Here is a 19,435-nt window from a genome sequence, read left to right as displayed (position 1 = left end):
CGGCCCTGCTCTGTACGGTGATTGCGGTGGGCACGGGAGTTTTGTCGGGGTACTTGATCTCCCGTTGGCTGGGGATCGAGCGCCTGACCGCCATCTTGGGCACCGCTCCGGGAGGCATTTCGGACATGAGCCTGATAGCCCTGGACATGGGGGCGCAAGCCAGCACGGTGGTGGTCATGCACCTGGCCCGCCTGATCAGCGTCATCGTGGTCGTCCCCTGGCTGGTACGGCTGCTGATCCAGCCGGGCACCAGCTAGGAACATCCCTAGAGCAGAGACATGGGGTGGGCTAGACTAAGGAGCGATACAGAACTTAACAACTCAACCTCCGCCTTGGAACTTTTCCCTTCTTCACTCACCTGCCATGGCGACGCTGCGGGATCCCCTTGGAGCGCTGCCCTCTGTTCTAACGTCTCCTCTGGCCAAGGCGATTGGTGGCCCCTGCAACTGTATTGGCAGGGGGAGGCAGATCCGCTACAGCCTGAGTTGGTGCAGGTGGATCCTGTGTTGCGCTTGCTGCTTTTGGGGGATGGCTTGACCACCCGCACTCTGGCTGCCTTGACCCAAGAGCCGATTCAGGCCCATCTGCTCGACACGGGCCGGGTCGAGCTGCTGGCAGAGCAGAGCGCCGCCCCCCAGTCCATGCAACGGCTGACCAAGGATCTGGCGCGGCTGGGATCCCCCTTGCTGCGGCGGCGGGTTTGGCTGTGTGGAGCAACCTCTCAGCAGCCCTTGCTCTATGCCACCTCTTGGTGGAACTCCGACCATCTGGCCCAATACTTGCCCCATCCCGATTTGCCCATTGGCCAAAATCTGATCCAAGAAAAACTGGAGACCTTTCGCGAAGTGCGTCGCCTCTACTATGGCGAAGCCGAGCCAGTTGCCCGGCTGCTCAACTGTCGCGGCCCTTTTTGGGCTAGGCATTATCTTTTGCTGCACCGAGGCCAGCCTTTGACTGTTATTTACGAAGTTTTTTCTTCCCGCCTACAGGCCAGGGTCTTGTCGGGCTAGGGCGACATCCAGCGGCGCACGGCTGCGGTGACTGCGGCTGCCACACCCGGATCCGACTGGGCGCTGGCAGAGATGCGGTGATAGTCCTCTGGGGTCAGTTGATGGGCGGCGATGATCTTGGCGGCTGCGGTTTCAAACTGTTGTTCAATTTGCCGACGTTCCTCGCTGCCCTTGGCCTGCTGCAGGCGAGTTTGGGTGGCCGCCAGAAGGGGCTGCACCGCCAGCAGAGCGCGGGCGAAGCGGTCGACCTGCTCTGGGGAAGGCTTCAAGAAGTCTTCAGAAGGGGCGGCTGGGGCCGAGATCCTCCTTTCCGAGGCGTTGCCCGTCTCGGATGTCTGGGGGACGGTGGCCAGGGAGGGATCCGCGTTGCCGGACAACTGAGGGGCGCCAACAACAGCCGTTTTGCCGGCCACATCCAAACCTTGGGCCGGGATGCGAGCATTCCAAAGGGCCAAGCTTGCCAAACAGAGAGCAGCTCCGCTCAAGACAGCGCTCAAGAGGGCCAGCCAACCGGCAGGGGCCACGGTCGGCTGCGGCACCGGCAAAGGAGAAGGCTGGAGGCTGAGATCGTAGGCCCGGCGCTGCCGGCTGTCGCTGAGGACGCGGTAGGCCTGTTGGAGCTGAAGAAACTCTCGCTGGGCCAATTGCCGCAACCCCTCGGGGAGATCGGCAGGCAGACGATCCGGATGAATCTCGCGCACCCGCCGGCGGTAGACGGCTTTGATCTCCTCCAGGCTGGCTTGGGGAGAAAGCCCCAACTGTTGGTAGTAGGTGGGGAAAACAGACGGAGTAGACATGGAAGACTCAGCTAGAAAACCATCGCCTCGGCAAGTGGGGATCCCTCTCTGTCGCCCAGCATATCCTCCCCGTTTCGGGAAAGCTGCTGGCCCATGCGTGGGGGCTTGCGGACAGGCTTTCCAGGGATGATTCTGGGATCCAGAACAACTTTCTCAAGGGATCCCTGTTTAGAAGCCCCAGAAGCGAGGGGATATGGTCTCAGAGCGCCCACCCTGGCAGCAGCGGCATCGACCGGAGCGGCGGCTGAGCAGGTGCAGCGGCAGACCCACCCGCCTGGCGCGGGATCTCCTCACCGGCTGGAGCTGATGCCGCGCCATACCCGACGCGATTGCGATGGGGATCGGGTAGAGGTGGGCCCACAGTTGAACATCTGGGCGGGCGTTTGCAAGTACGAGCTGAAGAACTTGCACGATCCGGAGTTGCAATGGCTGGCCACCGAGCTGGGCTGCTGGCTGCAGGTTTCGGTCGAGCAGAAGGTATAGCGGTTAATCCAAGTAGGCGCTCAGCTCCTGCTCCAGGGTGGGCAACTGCACCTCTCCTCGTTCCAGCTCCTCTAGGTCTTGCAGTTGCCTGCGCAGGCGGGCAATCCGCTCTCGTAGATACTCTTTGATGCCCTTGGGCCCCAGGCTGAGGCAACTGCGGCAGATCTCGCCGTAGATTTGGCCGCGGTCGTTATAGACCACCGCCAGCAACACCTGCTGCCCCTTTTTTGGGATAGGGGCGGCCCATCCACCGCAGACGATGCAGGGCACCCGGCCATTGCCCCCGTAAATGCTGCGTTCCCAGACAACTCTCACGCGCGGCCTCACTGCAACTTTCGCCCACCAGCATAAAAACTCAGGGGGATCCCTTGCCACCCCGGAGCGCTCGCCAACTCCCCTCTCCCTTTGGGAGAGGGGTCGGGGGTGAGGGCTGGGAGAGGGGCCGGGGGTGAGGGTTGAAAAGGGATCCCTAAAGTCTAGGTGCCAGGCGAGGTGGGCCGAGAGCGATCGATGGTGCGATAGGTGAGGCTGGCCGCTACCTCCAGAGCTTTGGCGGCGTCGCGGAAGTAAAATCCCAGCTCCTCATCCTTTTCGGTGCGGTTGGGTTTATTGAACTTGGCCTTGAACTGCACATTGCAATACATGGCCAACCCCACCAAAACCTCCGACAAACCGTGCTGGTTGATCAGCCGCTCCACATCTGTAAGCAGGCTTTTGATTAGGGCATCGGCTACCGGTTCTGGCAAACTGTCCAGGTCGTGCATCGGGTTTCCTCAGCAAACGAGATGGAGAGCCGGTGGGTCTGGGATCCCGGCTCAACTTCTCCTGATTTTCCTGCATCTTTTTGGGAATGCCCAATCCTGTCGCTAACGCTGCTGCCCCTGCCGGAGCCCCAGGGTAACAACTGGAGGGCTCCCTGGCCGCCTGCTCCAGGCGGCGGGCAAGCTCTTTGGAGCCGGGATGCCGCACGCGGTTCAGGTGAAGCAAATAGGCGTACGGCGCATCTGTTTTTGGAGCTTCCCCGCAAGGGACAATGCGAAAATAGGCCAAGCGCAGCGTAGAGTCCAGGTTTGGAGTGGAGCCATGCCGGTAGCTTCTGAATATGCCTTTCCCTTCGAGCACCACCAGAAGTTTTCCCTGGATAACCCCACCATCTCTAGCCCCGGCGTTTCCAAACGGGAATACGTGGCCAGCAGGGTGTTGCAGGGCATGCTCAGCAATCCCCAAACTGCCATTGGCAATCTCTCGCCTGAGCAGCGACAGGCTTTGGTCTACACGGCAGTGTTGTTGGCAGATGAGCTTTTGGCCGCCCTTAGTGCCCAGTGAGGGCTCCCGGCAAGGCTCAGGGCTGACCCAGCCACAGACCGCTAAACCCAAGGGTAAGCAGCGTCAGGGGCAGGCCAAAGCGGAGATGTTCCCCGAACGTTAACACATACCCCTTTCTAGCTGCCGCTTCGACGGTAATTAAATTGGCCACTGCCCCAAACAGAGTCAAGTTACCGGCCAGCGTAGAGCCGGCAGACAGCAACAGCCAGGCCGTCTTTCCCTGCAGCGGGAGCAGCGACTGCAGCAGCAGCACCGCCGGCACGTTGGAGATGAGGTTGGACAAGAGGGCGACAGCGGCCAGCAGCGCCAACGGGGATCCCGCCACCTGCTCCGCCCAGGGCCCCAGACTCGTTCCCCAGCCGGCCAGCAGCTCTCGGGTTGCCCGTGTCAGGATAAACAGCCCGGAGAACATCACCAGCAAGTTCCAGTCCACCTGCCCCAAAAACCGCTCCGGCTTCAGCCGGCGGGTAATCAGCAGCAAGGCCGCCGCCACCAGGGCCGACTCCGCTAGGGGCAGGCCGGCCACAAAGGCCCCAAACAGGCCCGCTGTAATGGCCACGCTCTTGCGCAACAGGGGGGGATAGAGGCGCAGCGGCGTCCAAGGCACCTGGGCGAAGGGCTGCAGCGAGCGCACCTCGGGGTAGTAGAGCCACAGCAGCCCCACCTCCAACAGCAGCCCCACCACGGCAATCGGGGTCATCTGGGCGGCAAACTCCAGGTAGCCGATCCCGGAGAAGGAGCCGATGAGGATGTTCTGCGGGTTGCCGCTCAGGGTGGCTACAGACCCTAGGTTGGTGGCCGCCGCCAAGCCCAAGAGGTAAGGAATAGGGTTCAGCCCCAGCACGGCTGTCACCTGCAACGTGAGGGGGGTAAACACCAGTGCCAGGGTATCGTTGAGGAGAAAGGCCGAGAGCAGCCCGCTGCCGAACACCAGCATGAGCAAAAGGCCAAAGGGACTGCGGCTAACCCGAATCAGGCCCAGCAAAGCTAGCTGGAAGGCGCCGCCCTGGGACAAGCTGGCGTTCACCACCATCATGCTGAGGAGAAAGACAATCGTGGTCGCGTCGATGGCTGCCCAAGCCTCCAGCAGCGGCACTGTTCCTAGGGCAATCAGCAAAGCGGATCCCGCCAGGGCAATCGTGGCCCGGTTCATGCGCAGCCTGGGCAGGGATCCCAGCCCCAGCCCGACATAGCTCAGGAGCAGCACCAGCCAAGACAGCGCTTGTTGCACCTGCCAGCCTCTTAGCCACCCCTAGAACTCGTAGCCAAATAGGCGCGGATCCGCCGGCTGCAAGTCCAGATCCGCCAGGCCGTATTCCGCCCAGCGGCGATCCACCAGACGGGCCACTTGCGGATCCGGGGCAAGCGGTTGCCGCCAGGGGGTGTCGGTTTCCGGGGGGATCTTGGTGGTGGCATCGATCCCCATCTTGCCCCCCAGACCCCGTTTTTCGGTGGCAAAGTCCAGGGCGTCAAAGGGGTTGTCCGGCAGAATAAACACATCCCGCTGCGGATCCACCCGCGAACACAGGCACCAGAGCACCTGCCGCGGATCCCGCACATTGATGTCCTTGTCCACCACGATGACGAACTTGGTGTAGCTAAACTGGGGCAAGGCGCTCCAAAAAGCCAGGGCCGCCCGCCGCGCCTGGCCGGGATAGGCCTTGTCGATGGACAGAATCGCCACCTTGTAGCCCAAGCCCTCCATGGGCAAAAAGAAATCCACGATCTCCGGCACCTGCTGCCGCAGAATGGGGGTGTAAATGCGGTTCAGGGCCAGCGCCATCATGTCGTTTTCTTTGGGAGGCTTGCCGCTGAAGGTGGTGAGGTAGATGGGATCGCGGCGGTGGGTGAGGCAGTGGAAGCGGATGAGCGGAGCTTGCTCGTTGCGAGGGCCGTAGTAGCCGATGTGATCCCCGGCAGGGCCGTCGGGGGCCACCTCCCCTGGCGTGATGGTGCCCTCCAGAACAATCTCGGCGTGGGCCGGCACCTCCAGATCCACCGTCTTGCAGCGGGCCAGGTGTAACCCTTCGCCGGCGTAGAGGCCGGCAAACAGCCACTCCGACAGATCCACCGGCAGGGGCGTAGCCGCCGCCAGGATCACGGCGGGATCCACCCCGATGGCCACTGCCACTTCCAGCTTCCGGCCCAGGGCCGCCGCCTTGCGCAAATGCCGGGTGGCCCCCCGCACCGACAGCCACTGCACCGTCATCGTGTTGCGGCTCTGGAGCTGCAGGCGGTACACCCCCACATTGGGAATGCCATTTTCCGGGTCTTTGGTAACCATCAGCCCCAAGGTCAGCACCCGCCCGGCATCGCCGGGATAGACCCGCAGCAGGGGCAGTTGGGTGAGATCCACCGCCTCACCCAGCAGCACCACCTGCTGACAGGGGGGGAAGAGATCCCGGCTGGGTCGAGCTTGGAAGACTCGGAACAGCGCCTGCCCCAGCTCCAGGGCCTGGGCAAAATTTTTGGGCGGGCGCGGCTGGTAGAGCAAGGCCAGTTTTTTCCCCAGCTCCTCCAGCTCCCGCGGCTGCTCCATCCCCAGCGCCCAGCAGATGCGCTCCACCGTGCCCAAAACGTTGATCAGCAGGGGCATCGAGGATCCCTTCACCCGCTCAAACAGCAGCGCCGGCCCCCCGCAGGCCAAGAGGCGATCGGCGATCTCGGCAATTTCCAGGTCGGGATCTACTTCTGCTGAAATGCGGCGAAGCTGGCCACGGGACTCCAGCAGGGCGATGAAACGGCGCAGATCTCTGGGCATGAAGGGAGCACTCGCGGGGATGAGGATCTCGCTAACTTACTTGTCGCGGCTGAGGGCCAGGCCGCTCATGAAAGGCTTTTGCAGGGCAATGAACACCACCAGCGGCGGAATACTGGCGATGATCGCCCCCAGCATCATGGGGCCATAGGAGGCGGAACTATCCAGGTTGAGCAGGGATTGCAGCCCCACCTGCACCACCTGCCGCTCCCGGCCTTGCACGATCAAGCGGGGCCACAGGTACATATTCCAAGCGTAGACGAAGTGAATCACCGCCTGGGCTCCGATGGCGTTCCAGCTCAGGGGGATCAGCACCTGGGTGAGAAACTGCAGCGGGTTGGCCCCGTCCAGTTGAGCCGCCTCCGCCAGCTCGCGGGGGATGTTGGAAAAATGTTGGCGAAACAAAAACGTCGAGGTGGCGCTGGCCAGAAAGGGCACGATCAGGGCGTAGTAGGTGGATCCCCAGCCCAGGTTGGTGACCAGCCGCAGCAGAGCGATGATCAGAATTTCTGTGGGCATCATCAGGGTAATGAGCACAAAGCCGAAGGCCAGCCCCTTGCCCGGAAAGCGAAAGTAGACAAAGGCCAGCCCCGCCAATAGTGACAAAACCGTTTTGCCCACCGTGATGGCCGTGGCCACGATGGCGCTGTTGACCATGTAATGGCCTAGGTGACGCGCCACCATCACCTGCTGCCAGTTAAAGGCCAACGAGGAGCCAAAGGTCAATTGATAGCGAAATACCTCGGCATTGTTTTGGGTGCTCACGATCAGCGCATACAGCACCGGAAACCCCAGCGCCAAACAGGCCAGCCACAGGCCTAGGTGAACATACCAGCGCTCCGGGATCCAGCGCCGCCAGGACAAGGGAGAAGCCTTTTGGCGCACGGGGCTGGGCTGGGCGGCTAGCGACTGCGGATCCTGCAACAGTTGAGCCATGACACCTCCAGGCAGGGGACGCTTTTGCCCTCTCTGTTGAGGATAATTCGTCAGGGTTAACCCCAGGCTAAAAAGGCCGATCTGACCTGGGTTTCCAGCTTGGCGGGTACTTTTACCGACAAGAGGAAAGGGGTAGAGTAGAACAGCAGTGTCTAGAAGAGGATCCCATGACCCGAGGCTTTGGTCCCTTCGGCAAAATCCAAGAAGCCCTCAAGAAGGCCCAAGAGGTGCGCGACGGCGCTCAAAGGCTGCAAAAAGAGCTAGAAGAAATGGAGATCGTCGGCGAGGCCGGCAATGGGCTAGTGAAGGTGACAGTGAACGGCAACCAGGAGCCCCTCAAGGTCTCTCTGGATCCCCAAGTGCTCCAGGAGCCGGTGGATGTGGTGGAGGACTTGCTCCTGACGGCGATGGTGAACGCCTACACTCAGTCCGCCGAGACGATGCGCAAGCGCATGGAGGAGCTGACCGGAAACATCAGCCTGCCGGGGTTGGGGTTGGGCTGATCCCGGCCAGCCTGGCTTCCTATGTACACTCGCCCTTTGGCTCGCCTGATCGAGGAGCTGCAGCGCCTGCCCGGCATTGGCTCCAAAACAGCTCAGCGCCTGGCCTTGCACTTGCTCAACCGGCCTGCTGGCGAGGTCGAGGCCCTGGCCAAAGCCCTGCTGGAGGCTAAGCAAACCGTTAAGCATTGCTCCATCTGTTTTAACTGGTCGGCGGAGGATCCCTGCGAGATCTGTCGCTCGCCGCAGAGGGATCCGTCGACCTGGTGCGTAGTGGCCGATGTCAAGGATCTCATCGCCATGGAGCGCACCCGCGAGTTCAAGGGCCTTTACCACGTTTTGGGGGGTCTGATCTCGCCCATGAACGGGATCGGGGCCGAGCAGTTGCGCATCCGCGAGCTGGTGGCCCGGGTGGCGCGGGAGAAGCCCCAAGAGCTGATCTTCGCCCTCAGCCCTAGCGTGGAGGGGGAGGTCACTATGCACGTGGTTAAAGATTACCTGAAGCCGGTTGCCCCCGGCCTGCGCATGACCCGTCTGGCCTTTGGCCTGCCCATGGGATCCGAGTTGGAGTATGCCGACGAGGTTACCCTGGCCCGTGCCCTAGAAGCGCGGCAGGAGTTTTAGGCCCAGGTAACTGCGGGCTGGGCTTGCCCAGAGCAAGGTGTCCAACCCTGAAGTTGTTGCTAAGGTGAGGACCACGGGTCTTGTCATGGGATCCCGGCACTTACCTGAGGTCAAGAAAGTTCAACCAGCAACGCGGAGAGGGCAGCGATGGCGGATACGGCACAAACTCACCTCAGCTCAGGCACCGTCCAGGGGCTGGACTATGTAGTTCTGGGAGTGGCCTCTTGCTTCCAACGGGATGAGGACGGTCGCCTCAGGGAGGTGTTGGTGGCCGAGCCGGTTCCCGCCGCCGCCCTGGATTGCCTGGCCCAAGAGCGCCGCAGCACTTCCTACTGCCTTCTCTACGCCACTACTTACGCAGAAGTTGTCGACAACGGGATCCCGACTTTGCCCGCCGATGTTTTCCCGCCAGGGGTGGTGCTGGGAGAAGATTTTGTGGAGCGGCTACAAGCGGCGGCCCGTACGTACCGCAGCAAGCCCCAATTTCGTCACATCCCTCTGCACCAGGTCTGCACGCCAGAGAGGGGGGTGTTCAAGCTCCATTTCAGCGCTGAGCCGCGGCGGATTCTCAATGCGGCAATGGAAGTGAGGGATGCCGACAACATCAAGCAGCACCCCCACACCCATCAGCATTTCTAAGCCCGCTAGCAGCTATCGCTACCACATCCCTGTTGCCGAAACTAGGCAAATACATCGAGTCCCACCTCAGGGCCTACCCTTGGAAGAGCAGTTTACAGTGGCTCTCCGAGCATGATCAGAGAGCAGGTGAGGCGTTCTAGGAGGCGAGTGGTCGTGTCGCTGAAGGATAGGCTCCCGCTGGGGTTGCGCCGACGAAAAGAGGGCAGCACCACCAGGTCAAATCCTTGGGCCTCCTGCAAGAGGGTTTTGACGACCTCGTCACTGGCCAAGACCTTGACCTGGACGGGGTAGCCCAAGTCTGGCTGTTGGGCTAGGGATAAAAGCTGCGCCTCCAGCCACTGGCGATCGCTTTCGGGGGTGCTGGCGAAGCAGATGTGAAGCAAGGTAACTTCTCCCTGGCTGGCGGCGGCCAAGATCTGGGCTAGGCGCACCGCCCGAGCCGTCTGCGAGCGAAAGTTTTCCAGCACCACCAGGATCCGCCGCAGCTTGTGGGGGGGATGGAGCAGGCGTGCTACGGCAACTGGGCAATGGGCAGCCCAGAGGACGCTGTTGATGACGCTGCCAAAGAGGCGGGCCTGTAAGCGGGTGGGATCGCTCCAGCCCATGACGATGAGGCTGGCGTTCTGCTCACGGCTGGCGTGGCTGATCCCCTGGGCCACGTGGCTGTCGATGCGGCAGAGAGGGGTGACCTCCACCCCAAAGGGCCGACAAAACTCCGTCGCCCGCTTGAGGAGGTGGTCTCCGTGCTCCAGGGAAGTTTGCAGCAAGGGAGAGTCCATGTGCAGGTGGCCGGTCGCCACCGAGAGGGGAACCACCCGCCCGCCCTCCTGCTTGGCCAGGAGGCAGGCCATCTCCAGCAGGTTTTCCTCGGTTTCGGGATTGGCCAGCGGCACCACGACCACGTAGGGCTGGGGAGGCGGCGCTGCGGAGGCGGGAGCGACTCCTGGTGGAGATGGGAACCGACTCTGTTCCTCCTCCATAGCCATTTGCGTGGCCGCCCGACTGGTCAAAATTGGGCCCAGGGTGGCCGTTACCAACATCAACACCACCACGCTGTTGAGCACGTCTGCATTGAGCAACCCCACGCGGTACCCCACCAGGGTTGCCGCCAAGGTAGCCGCCACCTGGGGCAAGGAGAGCGACCACATCATCAGCTTTTGGGTCGGGGTGTAGCGGTAGAGCCACTGACAGAGTTGGGCAGCAGCGTACTTGCTGAGGCCCAGCCCCAGCAGGATACTCAACAGCAGCCAAAGGGAGCTAAGGGTCTGCAAAAAAGCGCGTAGATCAAGCAACAGCCCTATATCCACAAAGAAGACGGGGATGAACAAGATGCTGCCGACAAAGACGATCTTTTCTTTGACAGAGCCCTCCCGCAGCACATCGTTCACGGCCAGCCCCGCCAGAAAGGCGCCGATGATCTTCTCTACCCCAATCCACTGCGCCCCCAGAGCCGCCACAAACAGAGCCAGCAGCACAAACAAAAATTGGTTGCCCTCTTCGCTGCCGGTGACCCGAAAAAACCGCTGCCCCAGCCAGTCCACCCCAAACAGCACAGCAGCCGCATACAGCAGCAGGGATCCCAGCAGCCGCACCAAGCTCCAGAGGGAAAACTCGCCGCCGTGGATGCCGACACAGACCGCCAAGACCAGCAGCGCGGCAATGTCGGTGAAGATGGTGCCGCCGATGGTGACCAGCACCGCCTCGTTTTTCACCAGACCGTAGCGGCTGACGATGGGGTAGCCCAGGGGGGTGTGGGAGGCAAACAGGGATCCCAGCAGGATGGCCGCGTTCCAGCCAAAGCCAAACAGCCGCCCAATGGCGGTGCCCACGGTTAGGGGAATGGCAAAGGTCAACAAGCCAAAGGTGGCAGAGCGGTTGCGGGTCTGCCGAAATTGCTCCAGGTCGATCTCCAGCCCGGCCACAAACAGCAAATAGACCACGCCGATCTCCGAGAGCAACTGCACCGTCGGCAGCTCTGAAGTCAACAGGTTCAGTCCCTGAGGACCCAGGGCGATCCCCGCCACCAAAAGGCCCACCAACCCCGGCAGGCGCAGCCGCTCAAATAGCGGCGGCACCACCAGGATCACCCCCAGCAACAGAGCAAAGGAGAGGATGGGCTCCTCTTGCACAAGTGAGCGTATGGCCTCCATCGGCTAGGCCCCCGGCTGGACGTCTTCCTGATTATGGAGGCAATCTGCCCAAAGGGCCGCAAGGAGATCTGGCCAGCCCCAACCCACCCTCTCTTGCCTGGGGAAGTTCCCGCTGGCAATACCGACTTGTGCCAGCTCTGGATCCTGCAGCAGGGATTTCTTCCAGAACTCGGCAAGCCTTAGAGAAACTGGTGGCTTTCCGGCTGCAACACCACCTCGTTGGGCACGGCATTGGCAGGCATCGTCAGGACAAAGCGAATCGCCTCGGCAGCCGTGGCAGGGCTGAGCATTTTGTCCCGCTGCACCTTGAGGCTGATGGGATCCCAGAAGGGGGAGTCGATGCCGCCAAAGTAAAACAGAGTAAAGCGTACCCCAAAGCGCTTCAGCTCGTCAGCCATGCACTTGGTAAAACCGACCACGCCAAACTTGGCAGCACAGTAGGCAGAGGCCATGGCCATGGGGTGGCGGCCCAGAATGCCGGGGAAGTTGAGGATGTGGCCGGATTTTTGCTCCCGCATGGCGTTGGCCGCCAGTTGGCTGGTGTAGAAGCTGCCCTTGAGGTTGACCGCCAGCATCCGCTCCAGCTCAACAGGGGTAATGTGCTGGGCAGGCTTGAGGATCCCGGCTCCGGCCAAGTTGATCACCACGTCGATCCGCCCGTGCCTTTGGAGGGTCTGGTTGACCAGGGCCTCCGCCTGAGCGTAATCCGTCACATCGGCAGGGATCCCCAGCCCGGAGGCAGCCCCCAGGGACATCGCTTTCTCCGCCAGCGTGCGCAAGGGATCCTCTCGCCGCGCCGCCAGCACCAGATGGGCTCCGGCCTGGGCCAGGAGAGGCACAAGGGCGCTGCCAATGCCCCCTGTGGCCCCTGTAATGAGAACAACCGCCTGGGACAATGAGGAAGACACGTTACGTTTTTTAAACTCTTCCTCTCATCATACCCAGGGAGTGGCCTTGAGGGACGATCCAGAGAGTTAAACGCGACGCAGCCGCAGTCGCTGCACCCATTCTTCCCCAAAGCGCAGCCAGTCTGCCATTTTTTCTGGACTCACCTGTTGGTCGTCCCGCCAAACAATAAGCTGCGGCCCGGATCCCTCAGCGCAACAAGGAGGATGCTGCTCCAAGAAGCTAAGAAACCTAGGATGGAAGCGCAGGCGAATCTTGGCCTCATCTTCTCCGCGCAAAAGGTAGCTGCGGGAAAACCGAGGGTGGCCCTCGAAGTTGATATCTTGCATGCCAAAGGCTTTGGCAATGTCATGAAACAGGGGAATATTCGGATGTAGCCGAAAATGAGGTAGCCGTAGATCTTTGCAATAGGCCCAGAAAACAGACTGGCAATGAGTGCCGCGACTCTTGCCCCAGACAATCCTGGGACTCTTGCCCCTGCCGCTGGGGTACCTATACTGATAGTCAAAGGCACCGATCTCAGTTCCATCGATTAGCCGCTTGGACATTGAGTTGTAGAAACGTCGATCGTAGCCTTGTTCAAATAGTTTAAAGCCTGCCTGAAGCAAGCGGGAGCGGATCCCTTCGGGTAGCTCTGCTGAAAACGACATGCCCAGGCTCCTGGCCACCTGCTCCAAAGCTTCCCGACGCTTCTTCTCTAGATAGTCAGCTAGATAGACGACAACAAGCGCCAGAAGGCCGATAAGAACGAGAACAGAACAAAAATAAAGCCATTCCATTGCAAACCCTCCCTCCAACCTTTAGACTTCGGCGCTCACGCCCAGAATACCAAAAAAAGGGATCCCTCCAGCAAGAAGGGATCCCGTTCAAAAGCCTTGGCCGAGAACTAATGGTTTAGATGAGAATCAGGCGTCGAAATAGAGCGCGAACTCGTAGGGGTGAGGCCGCAGGTTGATGGGGTTGATCTCGTTGTCAATTTTGTACTCGATGTAGGCCTCGATGAGATCTTCGGTAAAGACACCTCCCTCCAACAAGAAAGCGTGATCCTTCTGCAGGTTTTCCAGAGCATCCAGCAGGGATCCGGGCGTGGAGGGGATCTTGGCCAGCTCGTCTGGCTCTAGATCGTAGATGTCTTTGTCCAGGGGCTCGCCGGGGTGGATCTTGTTCTTGATCCCGTCCAAGCCGGCCATCAACATGGCCGAGAAGGCGATGTAGGGGTTGCAGGTGGCATCGGGGCAGCGAAACTCCAGCCGCTTGGCCTTGGGATTTTTGCCCGTGACCGGAATGCGAATGGAAGCCGAGCGGTTGCCCTGCGAGTAGGCCAGGTTTACCGGCGCCTCAAACCCGGGCACCAAGCGCTTGTAGGAGTTGGTGGTGGGATTGGTGAAGGCCAGGATGGCCGGGGCGTGCTTGAGCAGGCCGCCGATGTAGTAGAGAGCCGTTTCGCTGAGATCGGCATAGTTGCCCTCTTGGTAGAACAGGGGCTGACCGTCTTTCCAGAGGGACTGGTGCGTGTGCATGCCGCTGCCGTTGTCATTGAAGAGGGGCTTGGGCATGAACGTCACCGTCTTGCCGTGCTTGCGGGCCACGTTCCGGATCACGTACTTGTAAATCATCATGTAGTCGGCAGCCGTGATCAGATCGGCAAAGCGGTAGCCCAGCTCCCCTTGCCCGCCGGTAGCCACCTCGTGGTGGTGCTTCTCGATAGGCACCCCCAACTTGGCCATCGTCAGCAGCATCTCGGTGCGGAGGTCTTGATGAGCATCGGTAGGCGGGACGGGGAAATAACCTTCTTTGTAGCGCGGCTTGTAACCGAGGTTGCCGCCTTTTTCCTCCCGGCCTGAGTTCCAGCGGCCCTCAATCGAATCTACGAAGTAGTAGCCGGCATTTTGGGTTTGGTCAAACCGCACATCTTCAAAAATGAAAAACTCTGCCTCTGGGCCAAAGTAAGCCGTGTCGGCAATGCCGGTAGACTGCAGATAGGCAACCGCCCGCGCCGCCAGGCTCCGCGGACAACGGCTGTAGGGCTGGCCAGTGCGCGGCTCGATGATGTTGCAGATGAGGCTGAGGGTGGGCACTTGGAAAAAGGGGTCGATCCAGGCCGTCTTGGGATCCGGCACCATGTACATGTCCGACTCGTTGATCGCTTTCCAACCCCGAATGCTGGATCCGTCGAAAGGGATTCCCTCGCGGAAGGTTTCTTCAGTGATCATCGAGGGGTGGAAGGAGACATGCTGCCAGGTGCCGAAGATGTCCACAAACTTGAGATCCACCATCTGGACATCGTTGTCCTGGATCATCTGAAGCACATCTTGGGGCGTGGATGCCATTACTCTCTCCTGATTGGGTTGCGGTTGAGACTGGGGTAATCAAAGGTAGACGGGATCCCCACGCTTCGACTTGAATGGGCCAAAAGCGCTCACCCATCCTAGAAAGGCCGAACTCAGCATTTTGTAGTTTCTGATACGAAATTGCCCTGGCTTTGGCCTTCTGCTCCAGAGGTTGGCCATCGCGCCTCTCAGCCAGGCGTTTCTGCCCTGTTGTCCTCCAGACAGAGACAAAACCCTGTCCCCCTAGCTAGAGGAAAGCGAAAATGGGACTAACAAGCTCCAGCCTCGCCGAGGGTACCAGCTCGTGTTAGACTAAAACGTAGTCGTTATGAGTTTGGTTTAGTTTTCAGCAACAGCAAGGAGCGACATCGGATGACAGAGCAAAGTCGGGTTGAGAACGTGGTGATTATTGGTTCTGGCCCTGCTGGGTTTACGGCGGCCATTTATGCCGGGCGTGCCAACCTGAAGCCGGTTGTGTTTGAGGGGTTTCAGGTGGGCGGGATCCCGGGCGGGCAGTTGATGACCACCACCGAGGTGGAGAACTTTCCGGGTTTTCCCGAGGGCATCAGTGGCCCCCAACTGATGAAAAACATGCGTGCCCAGGCGCAGCGGTGGGGGGCAGAGCTTTACCCCGAGGACGTCACCTTTGTGGATCTGAGCCAGCGGCCTTTTGTGGTTCGCTCTGACGAACGGGAAGTGCGCACCCACAGCCTGATTATTGCCACCGGGGCCACGGCCAAGCGCCTGCACTTGCCCGGAGAGGAGATCTACTGGAACCGGGGCATGTCGGCCTGCGCCGTCTGCGATGGGGCCATGCCCATGTTTAGGGGGGTGGAGCTGGTGGTCATTGGCGGCGGCGATACCGCCTGTGAGGAGGCCACCTACCTGACCAAGTTTGGATCCCATATCCACATGCTGGTGCGCAGTGGCAAGATGCGGGCCAGCAAGGCCATGCAAGACCGGGTGCTCAACCACCCCAAGATTACCGTCCACTGGCACACGGAGGCGGTGGAGGTTCTGGGCGACGGCCTGCGCCTGACGGGGGTGAAGGTGCGCAACAACCAGACGGGCGAGATCCGGGAGATGGTAGTGGGCGGCCTGTTCTACGCCATCGGCCACAAGCCCAACACCGACTTGTTCAAAGGGCAACTGGAACTGGATGAAGTGGGCTACATTGTCACCCGCCCAGGATCTGTAGCCACCAGTGTAGAGGGCGTGTTTGCCGCCGGGGATGTGCAGGATCACGAGTTTCGCCAGGCCATCACCGCTGCCGGCACCGGCTGTATGGCGGCCATGCTGGCGGAGCGCTGGCTCTCCGAACACGGCCTGGCACAGGAGTATCACGTCGTCCCTCAAAGCCATCTTGAGCCCGCTTCTGCCTCTGCTGTCGAGGTAGAGCCGGAGGGAGACTCGGCTGTTGAGGAGGCCAGTTTTGAGCAGGAGGTGCAAGATGACCTCGACTTCAGCCAGACCTGCCACGAGGGGAGCTATGCCCTGCGGCGGCTCTACCACGAAAGCGATCGCCTGCTGATGGTCAAGTACACCGCCCCCACCTGTGCCCCTTGTCATGCCCTCAAGCTGATCTTGAACAAGGTCATCGAAGAGTTTGCCGACAAGCTGCATGTGGTGGAGATCGACATCGAGAAAGACCCGGAGATCGCCGAGGCAGGGGGGGTCACCTGCACGCCGACGGTGCAGTTTTTCAAAAACAAGGAGCTGGTGGCTCAGGTGGTGGGTGTCAAGCCCAAGTCCCACTACCGGGAGGTGATCCAGTCCAATTTGTCTGAGGCAAAATCAGCTTGAGGTAGTCCCCCTCACCCCCGGCCCCTCTCCCAGCCCCTCTCCCTGAGGGAGAGGGGAGCTAGGCGGCTAGTCGGCAAAGGCGCTGTAGTAGGCACCCTGCAGGGCGGCCAAAGAGACTGACAACAGGGGATCCCCTTCTGCCGTTGTCAACACCAACGGATCCGCAGGCCCGCCCACCTGTCCTAGAAGCTGCCACTGGCCGGGGAGCTGCGACTCTAAGTAGGCTTCCCAAGGAGAGCGCTGGGCCGGGTCCACAGAAACGAGGATGCGGCTGGATCCCTCGCCAAAGAGGGCCTGATCCCAGCGCAGAGATCCAGGAGCTAGGGAGACGCTGGCGCCGCGGCCCCCACTCAGGCAGGCTTCTGCCAAGGCCACCGCCAGCCCTCCCTCGCTGCAGTCGTGGGCGGAGCGCACCCACCCCTGGCGGATGCCGTGGCGGCAGGCCCCTTGCACGCGCTTTTCCAGCTCCAGATCCACGGGGGCAGGACGACCCGTGACCTTGTTGTAGATTGCCGCCAAATACTCGCTGCCGCCCAGGCTGGTGACGGCCTGGGATCCCAAGAGGTAGACGAGATCCCCTTCTTGCTGCCACCCCTGGCCACAGATGAATTTCAAGTCCGGAATGAGGCCCACCATGCCGATGACGGGGGTGGGGTAGATGGCCTGGGATCCCTTCTCGTTGTAGAGGGAGACGTTCCCCCCCGTAACCGGCGTGCCCAGGGCGCGGCAGGCCTCGGCAATCCCCCGACAGGCCAGGGCCAACTGCCAGTACACCACTGGGTTTTCCGGGCTGCCGAAGTTGAGGTTGTCGGTTATGGCTAGGGGATCCGCCCCCACGCAGGAGAGGTTGCGGGCGGCTTCGGCCACGGCGGCCTTGGCCCCCTCGTAGGGATCCAAATACACCCAGCGGCCATTGCCATCTAGGGTGGCGGCAATGGCTTTGCGGGCAGCCTGCAGAGGGGGCACCTCGCCCACGCCAAATTTTTGGGAGCGGATGCGGATGACTGCCGCATCTCCCTGTCCCGGCCAAAGGACGGTGTTGTTTTGCACCTGGTGGTCATACTGGCGGTAGATCCAGGCTTTGCTGGCCAGGGTGGGGCGGGCCAAAAGCTGCAGCAGCACCTCTTGCCAGGCCAGCGTTGCCTGACCTAGGTGAATCCCTTCGCGATCGCAGGGGGGTAGAGTGGCGGGATCCCATTGCCATGCCGCTTGCACATACTCCGGCGGCTCTGGCAACAGGGGGCGGACGTAAACAGGAGTATCCTCCGCCAAGGCCCGCGCCGGCACCCTCACCACGCAGGATCCCTGGTGCCAGATCTCCACCAGCGGCTCGGCAATGACTTCTCCGGCCACGCTGGCCTGCAGGCCCCAGCGATGGAAGATCTCCATTACCTCCGCCTCGCGGCCTTTTTGCACCACCAGCAGCATCCGCTCCTGGGACTCCGAGAGCAAGTATTCCCAAGCCGCCATGCCGCTTTCCCGCGCCGGCACGCGGTCGAGGTCAAAGCGGATCCCCACCCCTCCTTTGGCGGCCATCTCTGCGGTGGAGCAGGTGATCCCGGCTGCCCCCATGTCCTGGGCCGCCACCACCGCTCCCGTGGCAAAGGCCTCCAGGCAGGCCTCGATGAGACATTTGCCCAGAAAGGGATCCCCCACCTGCACCGCCGGCCGATCCTGCTGCGCGTCCTCCTTGAGCTCGGCGCTGGCAAAGCTGGCCCCGCGGATCCCGTCCCGGCCGGTGGTGGCGCCGACGTACAAGATCGGGTTGCCCACTCCCCGCGCTGCCGACTTCACCACCGCCGGCGTCTCCAGCAGGCCCAGGGCCATGACGTTGACCAGGGGGTTGCCGCTGTAGCAGGGATCCACCGCCACTTCCCCCCCCACCGTGGGCACCCCCACGCAGTTGCCGTAGTGGGCGATCCCCTCCACCACCCTGGCCATGAGGCGGCGGTTGCGGGGATCCGTGAGCGGCCCAAAGCGCAAAGAGTTCAACAGCGCAATGGGGCGGGCGCCCAGGGTAAAGATATCCCGCAGGATGCCCCCCACCCCGGTGGCCGCCCCCTGGAAGGGTTCCACGGCGGAAGGATGGTTGTGGGACTCGATCTTAAAGGCCAGCCAGTCCCCATCCCCCAGATCCACCACGCCGGCATTTTCCCCCGGCCCCACCACCACCCGCTCGCCCGTGGTGGGAAAGTGCTTTAGCAGAGGGCGGGAGTTCTTGTAGCAGCAGTGCTCCGACCACATCACCCCAAACATGGCCAGCTCGGTGGGGTTGGGATCCCGGCCCAGTTGCTGCTGGATCTGGCGGTATTCCTCTGGGGAAAGGCCGTGGGCTTTCAGGTCTGGCGGGGCAGAAGCGGAGGTCATAGCGTTCAAGGTTTACCTAATTCGCCAGGAAGGCCTGCCCTGTACCCCCCTATATCCCCCCGTACACGGGGGGACTGGGGGGCCGGTCAGGGTCGGGATGAATGGCGAAGACACTCATGAACAGATATCGTAATCTCATGTGCGAATTGCCTACCAGTACCGCTTGCGCCCTACTTCTAGCTAAGTCGCCCTAATGGGTGAGTGGCTGGAGTTGTTGCGTAAACAGTACAACTATTGCTTGGCGGAGCGCTTCCGCTGGTGGGAGCAAAATCGCTGCGGTATCCATGCTTGCTCCTTAACGGTCTGTCATCTGCCTGAGTTGAAGGAGCAGCCCGACTTGTACTCGCAGCAGCGGGACTTGCCCAATACCAAGGCTTTGTTTCCTGAATACCGAGAGATTTATTCCCAGGTGCTCCAAGACTGCATACGGCGGGTACAAAGGGCCTTTGATAGATGGATCAAAGGTGACTCCAACGGCAAGCGGGCAGGAAGGCCGAGATTTAAGGGTGTTGGGCGGTACCGCTCCTTTACCTTCCCCCAAATGAAGCAGGACTGCATTCGAGGGAAGTTTATCCATCTGCCCAAAATTGGGCCGGTTAAGCTGATCCAGCACCGTCCTTTGCCCGACGGTTTTACGATCAAGACTGCTACCGTTACAGCCTGTTAAGGGCTCAAGGGGTACAATAGCAGCACTTAGCAAACCAACTTCGGAAGGAGGATGGATTGATTAGTAGTAAAGAAGTCTTCACTATCTGCTCCATGCTATATTTCCCAATTCTGCAAAGCTGCCGAATAAAATGCTTCAA

Annotated in this window: 19 protein-coding genes and 1 pseudogene; 8 read left to right on the top strand and 12 right to left on the bottom strand. The window is 61.1% G+C overall.

What is annotated here, in order from left to right; translation table 11 throughout:
* A partial coding sequence (locus tag NW809_RS03370; RefSeq protein WP_414401524.1) for an AbrB family transcriptional regulator occupies window positions 1–257 on the top strand: 257 nt, incomplete at its 5' end.
* A gap of 21 nt (window positions 258–278) precedes the next feature.
* Entirely contained in the window at window positions 279–1,010 is a 732-nt protein-coding gene (locus tag NW809_RS03365; protein WP_240530396.1) for a chorismate pyruvate-lyase family protein, read from the top strand.
* Here the strand turns inward: NW809_RS03365 and NW809_RS03360 are convergent.
* The gene (locus NW809_RS03360; RefSeq protein WP_099812143.1) at window positions 1,007–1,807 is read right to left on the bottom strand and encodes a DnaJ domain-containing protein; all 801 of its coding nucleotides are present in this window, start codon (window positions 1,805–1,807) and stop codon (window positions 1,007–1,009) included. The genes NW809_RS03365 and NW809_RS03360 overlap by 4 nt on opposite strands.
* 306 nt (window positions 1,808–2,113) lie before the next feature.
* Here NW809_RS03360 and NW809_RS03355 point away from each other — a divergent pair, with 306 nt between their 5' ends.
* Window positions 2,114–2,290, top strand: a complete 177-nt coding sequence (locus NW809_RS03355; RefSeq protein ID WP_414401523.1) for a hypothetical protein — start codon at window positions 2,114–2,116, stop codon at window positions 2,288–2,290.
* Window positions 2,291–2,293: 3 nt separating this feature from the next.
* Here NW809_RS03355 and NW809_RS03350 read toward each other — a convergent pair whose 3' ends face one another.
* Together NW809_RS03350 and NW809_RS03345 are read right to left on the bottom strand one after the other, a co-directional pair.
* Window positions 2,294–2,605: a hypothetical protein gene (locus tag NW809_RS03350; protein ID WP_011430227.1), complete on the bottom strand. Its 312-nt coding sequence runs from the start codon at window positions 2,603–2,605 to the stop codon at window positions 2,294–2,296.
* 161 nt (window positions 2,606–2,766) lie between these two features.
* Window positions 2,767–3,054, bottom strand: coding sequence for a hypothetical protein (locus tag NW809_RS03345; protein WP_011430225.1), 288 nt, complete (start codon window positions 3,052–3,054; stop codon window positions 2,767–2,769).
* 319 nt (window positions 3,055–3,373) lie between these two features.
* On the opposite strand from NW809_RS03345, the gene NW809_RS03340 reads away from it, so the two are divergent.
* Entirely contained in the window at window positions 3,374–3,616 is a 243-nt protein-coding gene (locus tag NW809_RS03340) for a hypothetical protein (RefSeq protein WP_041438297.1), read from the top strand.
* A 16-nt stretch (window positions 3,617–3,632) separates the two neighbouring features.
* On the opposite strand, the gene NW809_RS03335 is transcribed toward NW809_RS03340, so the two are convergent.
* Genes NW809_RS03335 through NW809_RS03325 form a run of 3 tightly spaced genes read right to left on the bottom strand, consistent with a single transcriptional unit; the run spans window position 3,633 to window position 7,310 of the window.
* On the bottom strand, window positions 3,633–4,847 hold the full coding sequence (locus tag NW809_RS03335; RefSeq protein WP_011430221.1) for an SLC13 family permease: 1,215 nt from the start codon (window positions 4,845–4,847) through the stop codon (window positions 3,633–3,635).
* 21 nt (window positions 4,848–4,868) lie between these two features.
* Entirely contained in the window at window positions 4,869–6,377 is a 1,509-nt protein-coding gene (locus NW809_RS03330; protein WP_099812145.1) for a UbiD family decarboxylase, read from the bottom strand.
* A gap of 36 nt (window positions 6,378–6,413) precedes the next feature.
* Window positions 6,414–7,310 carry a carbohydrate ABC transporter permease gene (locus NW809_RS03325; RefSeq protein WP_099812146.1) on the bottom strand — a complete coding sequence of 299 codons (897 nt, stop codon included), beginning with the start codon at window positions 7,308–7,310 and terminating at the stop codon, window positions 6,414–6,416.
* Window positions 7,311–7,477: 167 nt separating this feature from the next.
* On the opposite strand from NW809_RS03325, the gene NW809_RS03320 reads away from it, so the two are divergent.
* The 3 genes from NW809_RS03320 to NW809_RS03310 all read left to right on the top strand — a co-directional run bounded on the left by NW809_RS03320 (window position 7,478) and on the right by NW809_RS03310 (window position 9,073).
* Entirely contained in the window at window positions 7,478–7,813 is a 336-nt protein-coding gene (locus NW809_RS03320; protein WP_011430218.1) for a YbaB/EbfC family nucleoid-associated protein, read from the top strand.
* Between the two features lie 21 nt (window positions 7,814–7,834).
* Window positions 7,835–8,434, top strand: a complete 600-nt coding sequence (recR, locus tag NW809_RS03315) for a recombination mediator RecR (RefSeq protein WP_011430217.1) — start codon at window positions 7,835–7,837, stop codon at window positions 8,432–8,434.
* 147 nt (window positions 8,435–8,581) lie between these two features.
* Window positions 8,582–9,073: a hypothetical protein gene (locus tag NW809_RS03310; protein WP_011430216.1), complete on the top strand. Its 492-nt coding sequence runs from the start codon at window positions 8,582–8,584 to the stop codon at window positions 9,071–9,073.
* Between the two features lie 92 nt (window positions 9,074–9,165).
* Here the strand turns inward: NW809_RS03310 and NW809_RS03305 are convergent, their stop codons facing one another.
* The 4 genes from NW809_RS03305 to glnA form a co-directional block, all read right to left on the bottom strand.
* Complete coding sequence (locus tag NW809_RS03305; protein ID WP_011430215.1) at window positions 9,166–11,223, bottom strand: cation:proton antiporter; 2,058 nt, start codon at window positions 11,221–11,223, stop codon at window positions 9,166–9,168.
* Between the two features lie 179 nt (window positions 11,224–11,402).
* Window positions 11,403–12,131: an SDR family oxidoreductase gene (locus NW809_RS03300; protein WP_099834908.1), complete on the bottom strand. Its 729-nt coding sequence runs from the start codon at window positions 12,129–12,131 to the stop codon at window positions 11,403–11,405.
* A gap of 66 nt (window positions 12,132–12,197) precedes the next feature.
* The gene (locus NW809_RS03295; protein WP_414401522.1) at window positions 12,198–12,908 is read right to left on the bottom strand and encodes a hypothetical protein; all 711 of its coding nucleotides are present in this window, start codon (window positions 12,906–12,908) and stop codon (window positions 12,198–12,200) included.
* Window positions 12,909–13,034: 126 nt separating this feature from the next.
* Window positions 13,035–14,459, bottom strand: coding sequence for a type I glutamate--ammonia ligase (gene glnA, locus NW809_RS03290; protein WP_414346002.1), 1,425 nt, complete (start codon window positions 14,457–14,459; stop codon window positions 13,035–13,037).
* 372 nt (window positions 14,460–14,831) lie between these two features.
* Between glnA and trxB the strand changes: the two genes are divergently transcribed.
* Window positions 14,832–16,262 (top strand): thioredoxin-disulfide reductase, encoded by a 1,431-nt coding sequence (gene trxB, locus NW809_RS03285; protein ID WP_414401521.1) that lies wholly within the window; start codon window positions 14,832–14,834, stop codon window positions 16,260–16,262.
* Between the two features lie 66 nt (window positions 16,263–16,328).
* Here the strand turns inward: trxB and purL are convergent, their stop codons facing one another.
* Both purL and NW809_RS03275 read right to left on the bottom strand, forming a co-directional pair.
* Window positions 16,329–18,629 carry a phosphoribosylformylglycinamidine synthase subunit PurL gene (purL, locus tag NW809_RS03280; RefSeq protein WP_414401520.1) on the bottom strand — a complete coding sequence of 767 codons (2,301 nt, stop codon included), beginning with the start codon at window positions 18,627–18,629 and terminating at the stop codon, window positions 16,329–16,331.
* A gap of 671 nt (window positions 18,630–19,300) precedes the next feature.
* Window positions 19,301–19,435 (bottom strand): annotated as a pseudogene (locus NW809_RS03275) (IS630 family transposase); the annotation flags it as partial.

The organism is Synechococcus sp. WC101 (genome assembly GCF_047461555.1).
Lineage (GTDB): Bacteria > Cyanobacteriota > Cyanobacteriia > Thermostichales > Thermostichaceae > Thermostichus.
The sequence above is the reverse complement of the archived record's forward strand: the minus strand, read 5'-3'. Positions and strand labels throughout refer to the sequence as shown.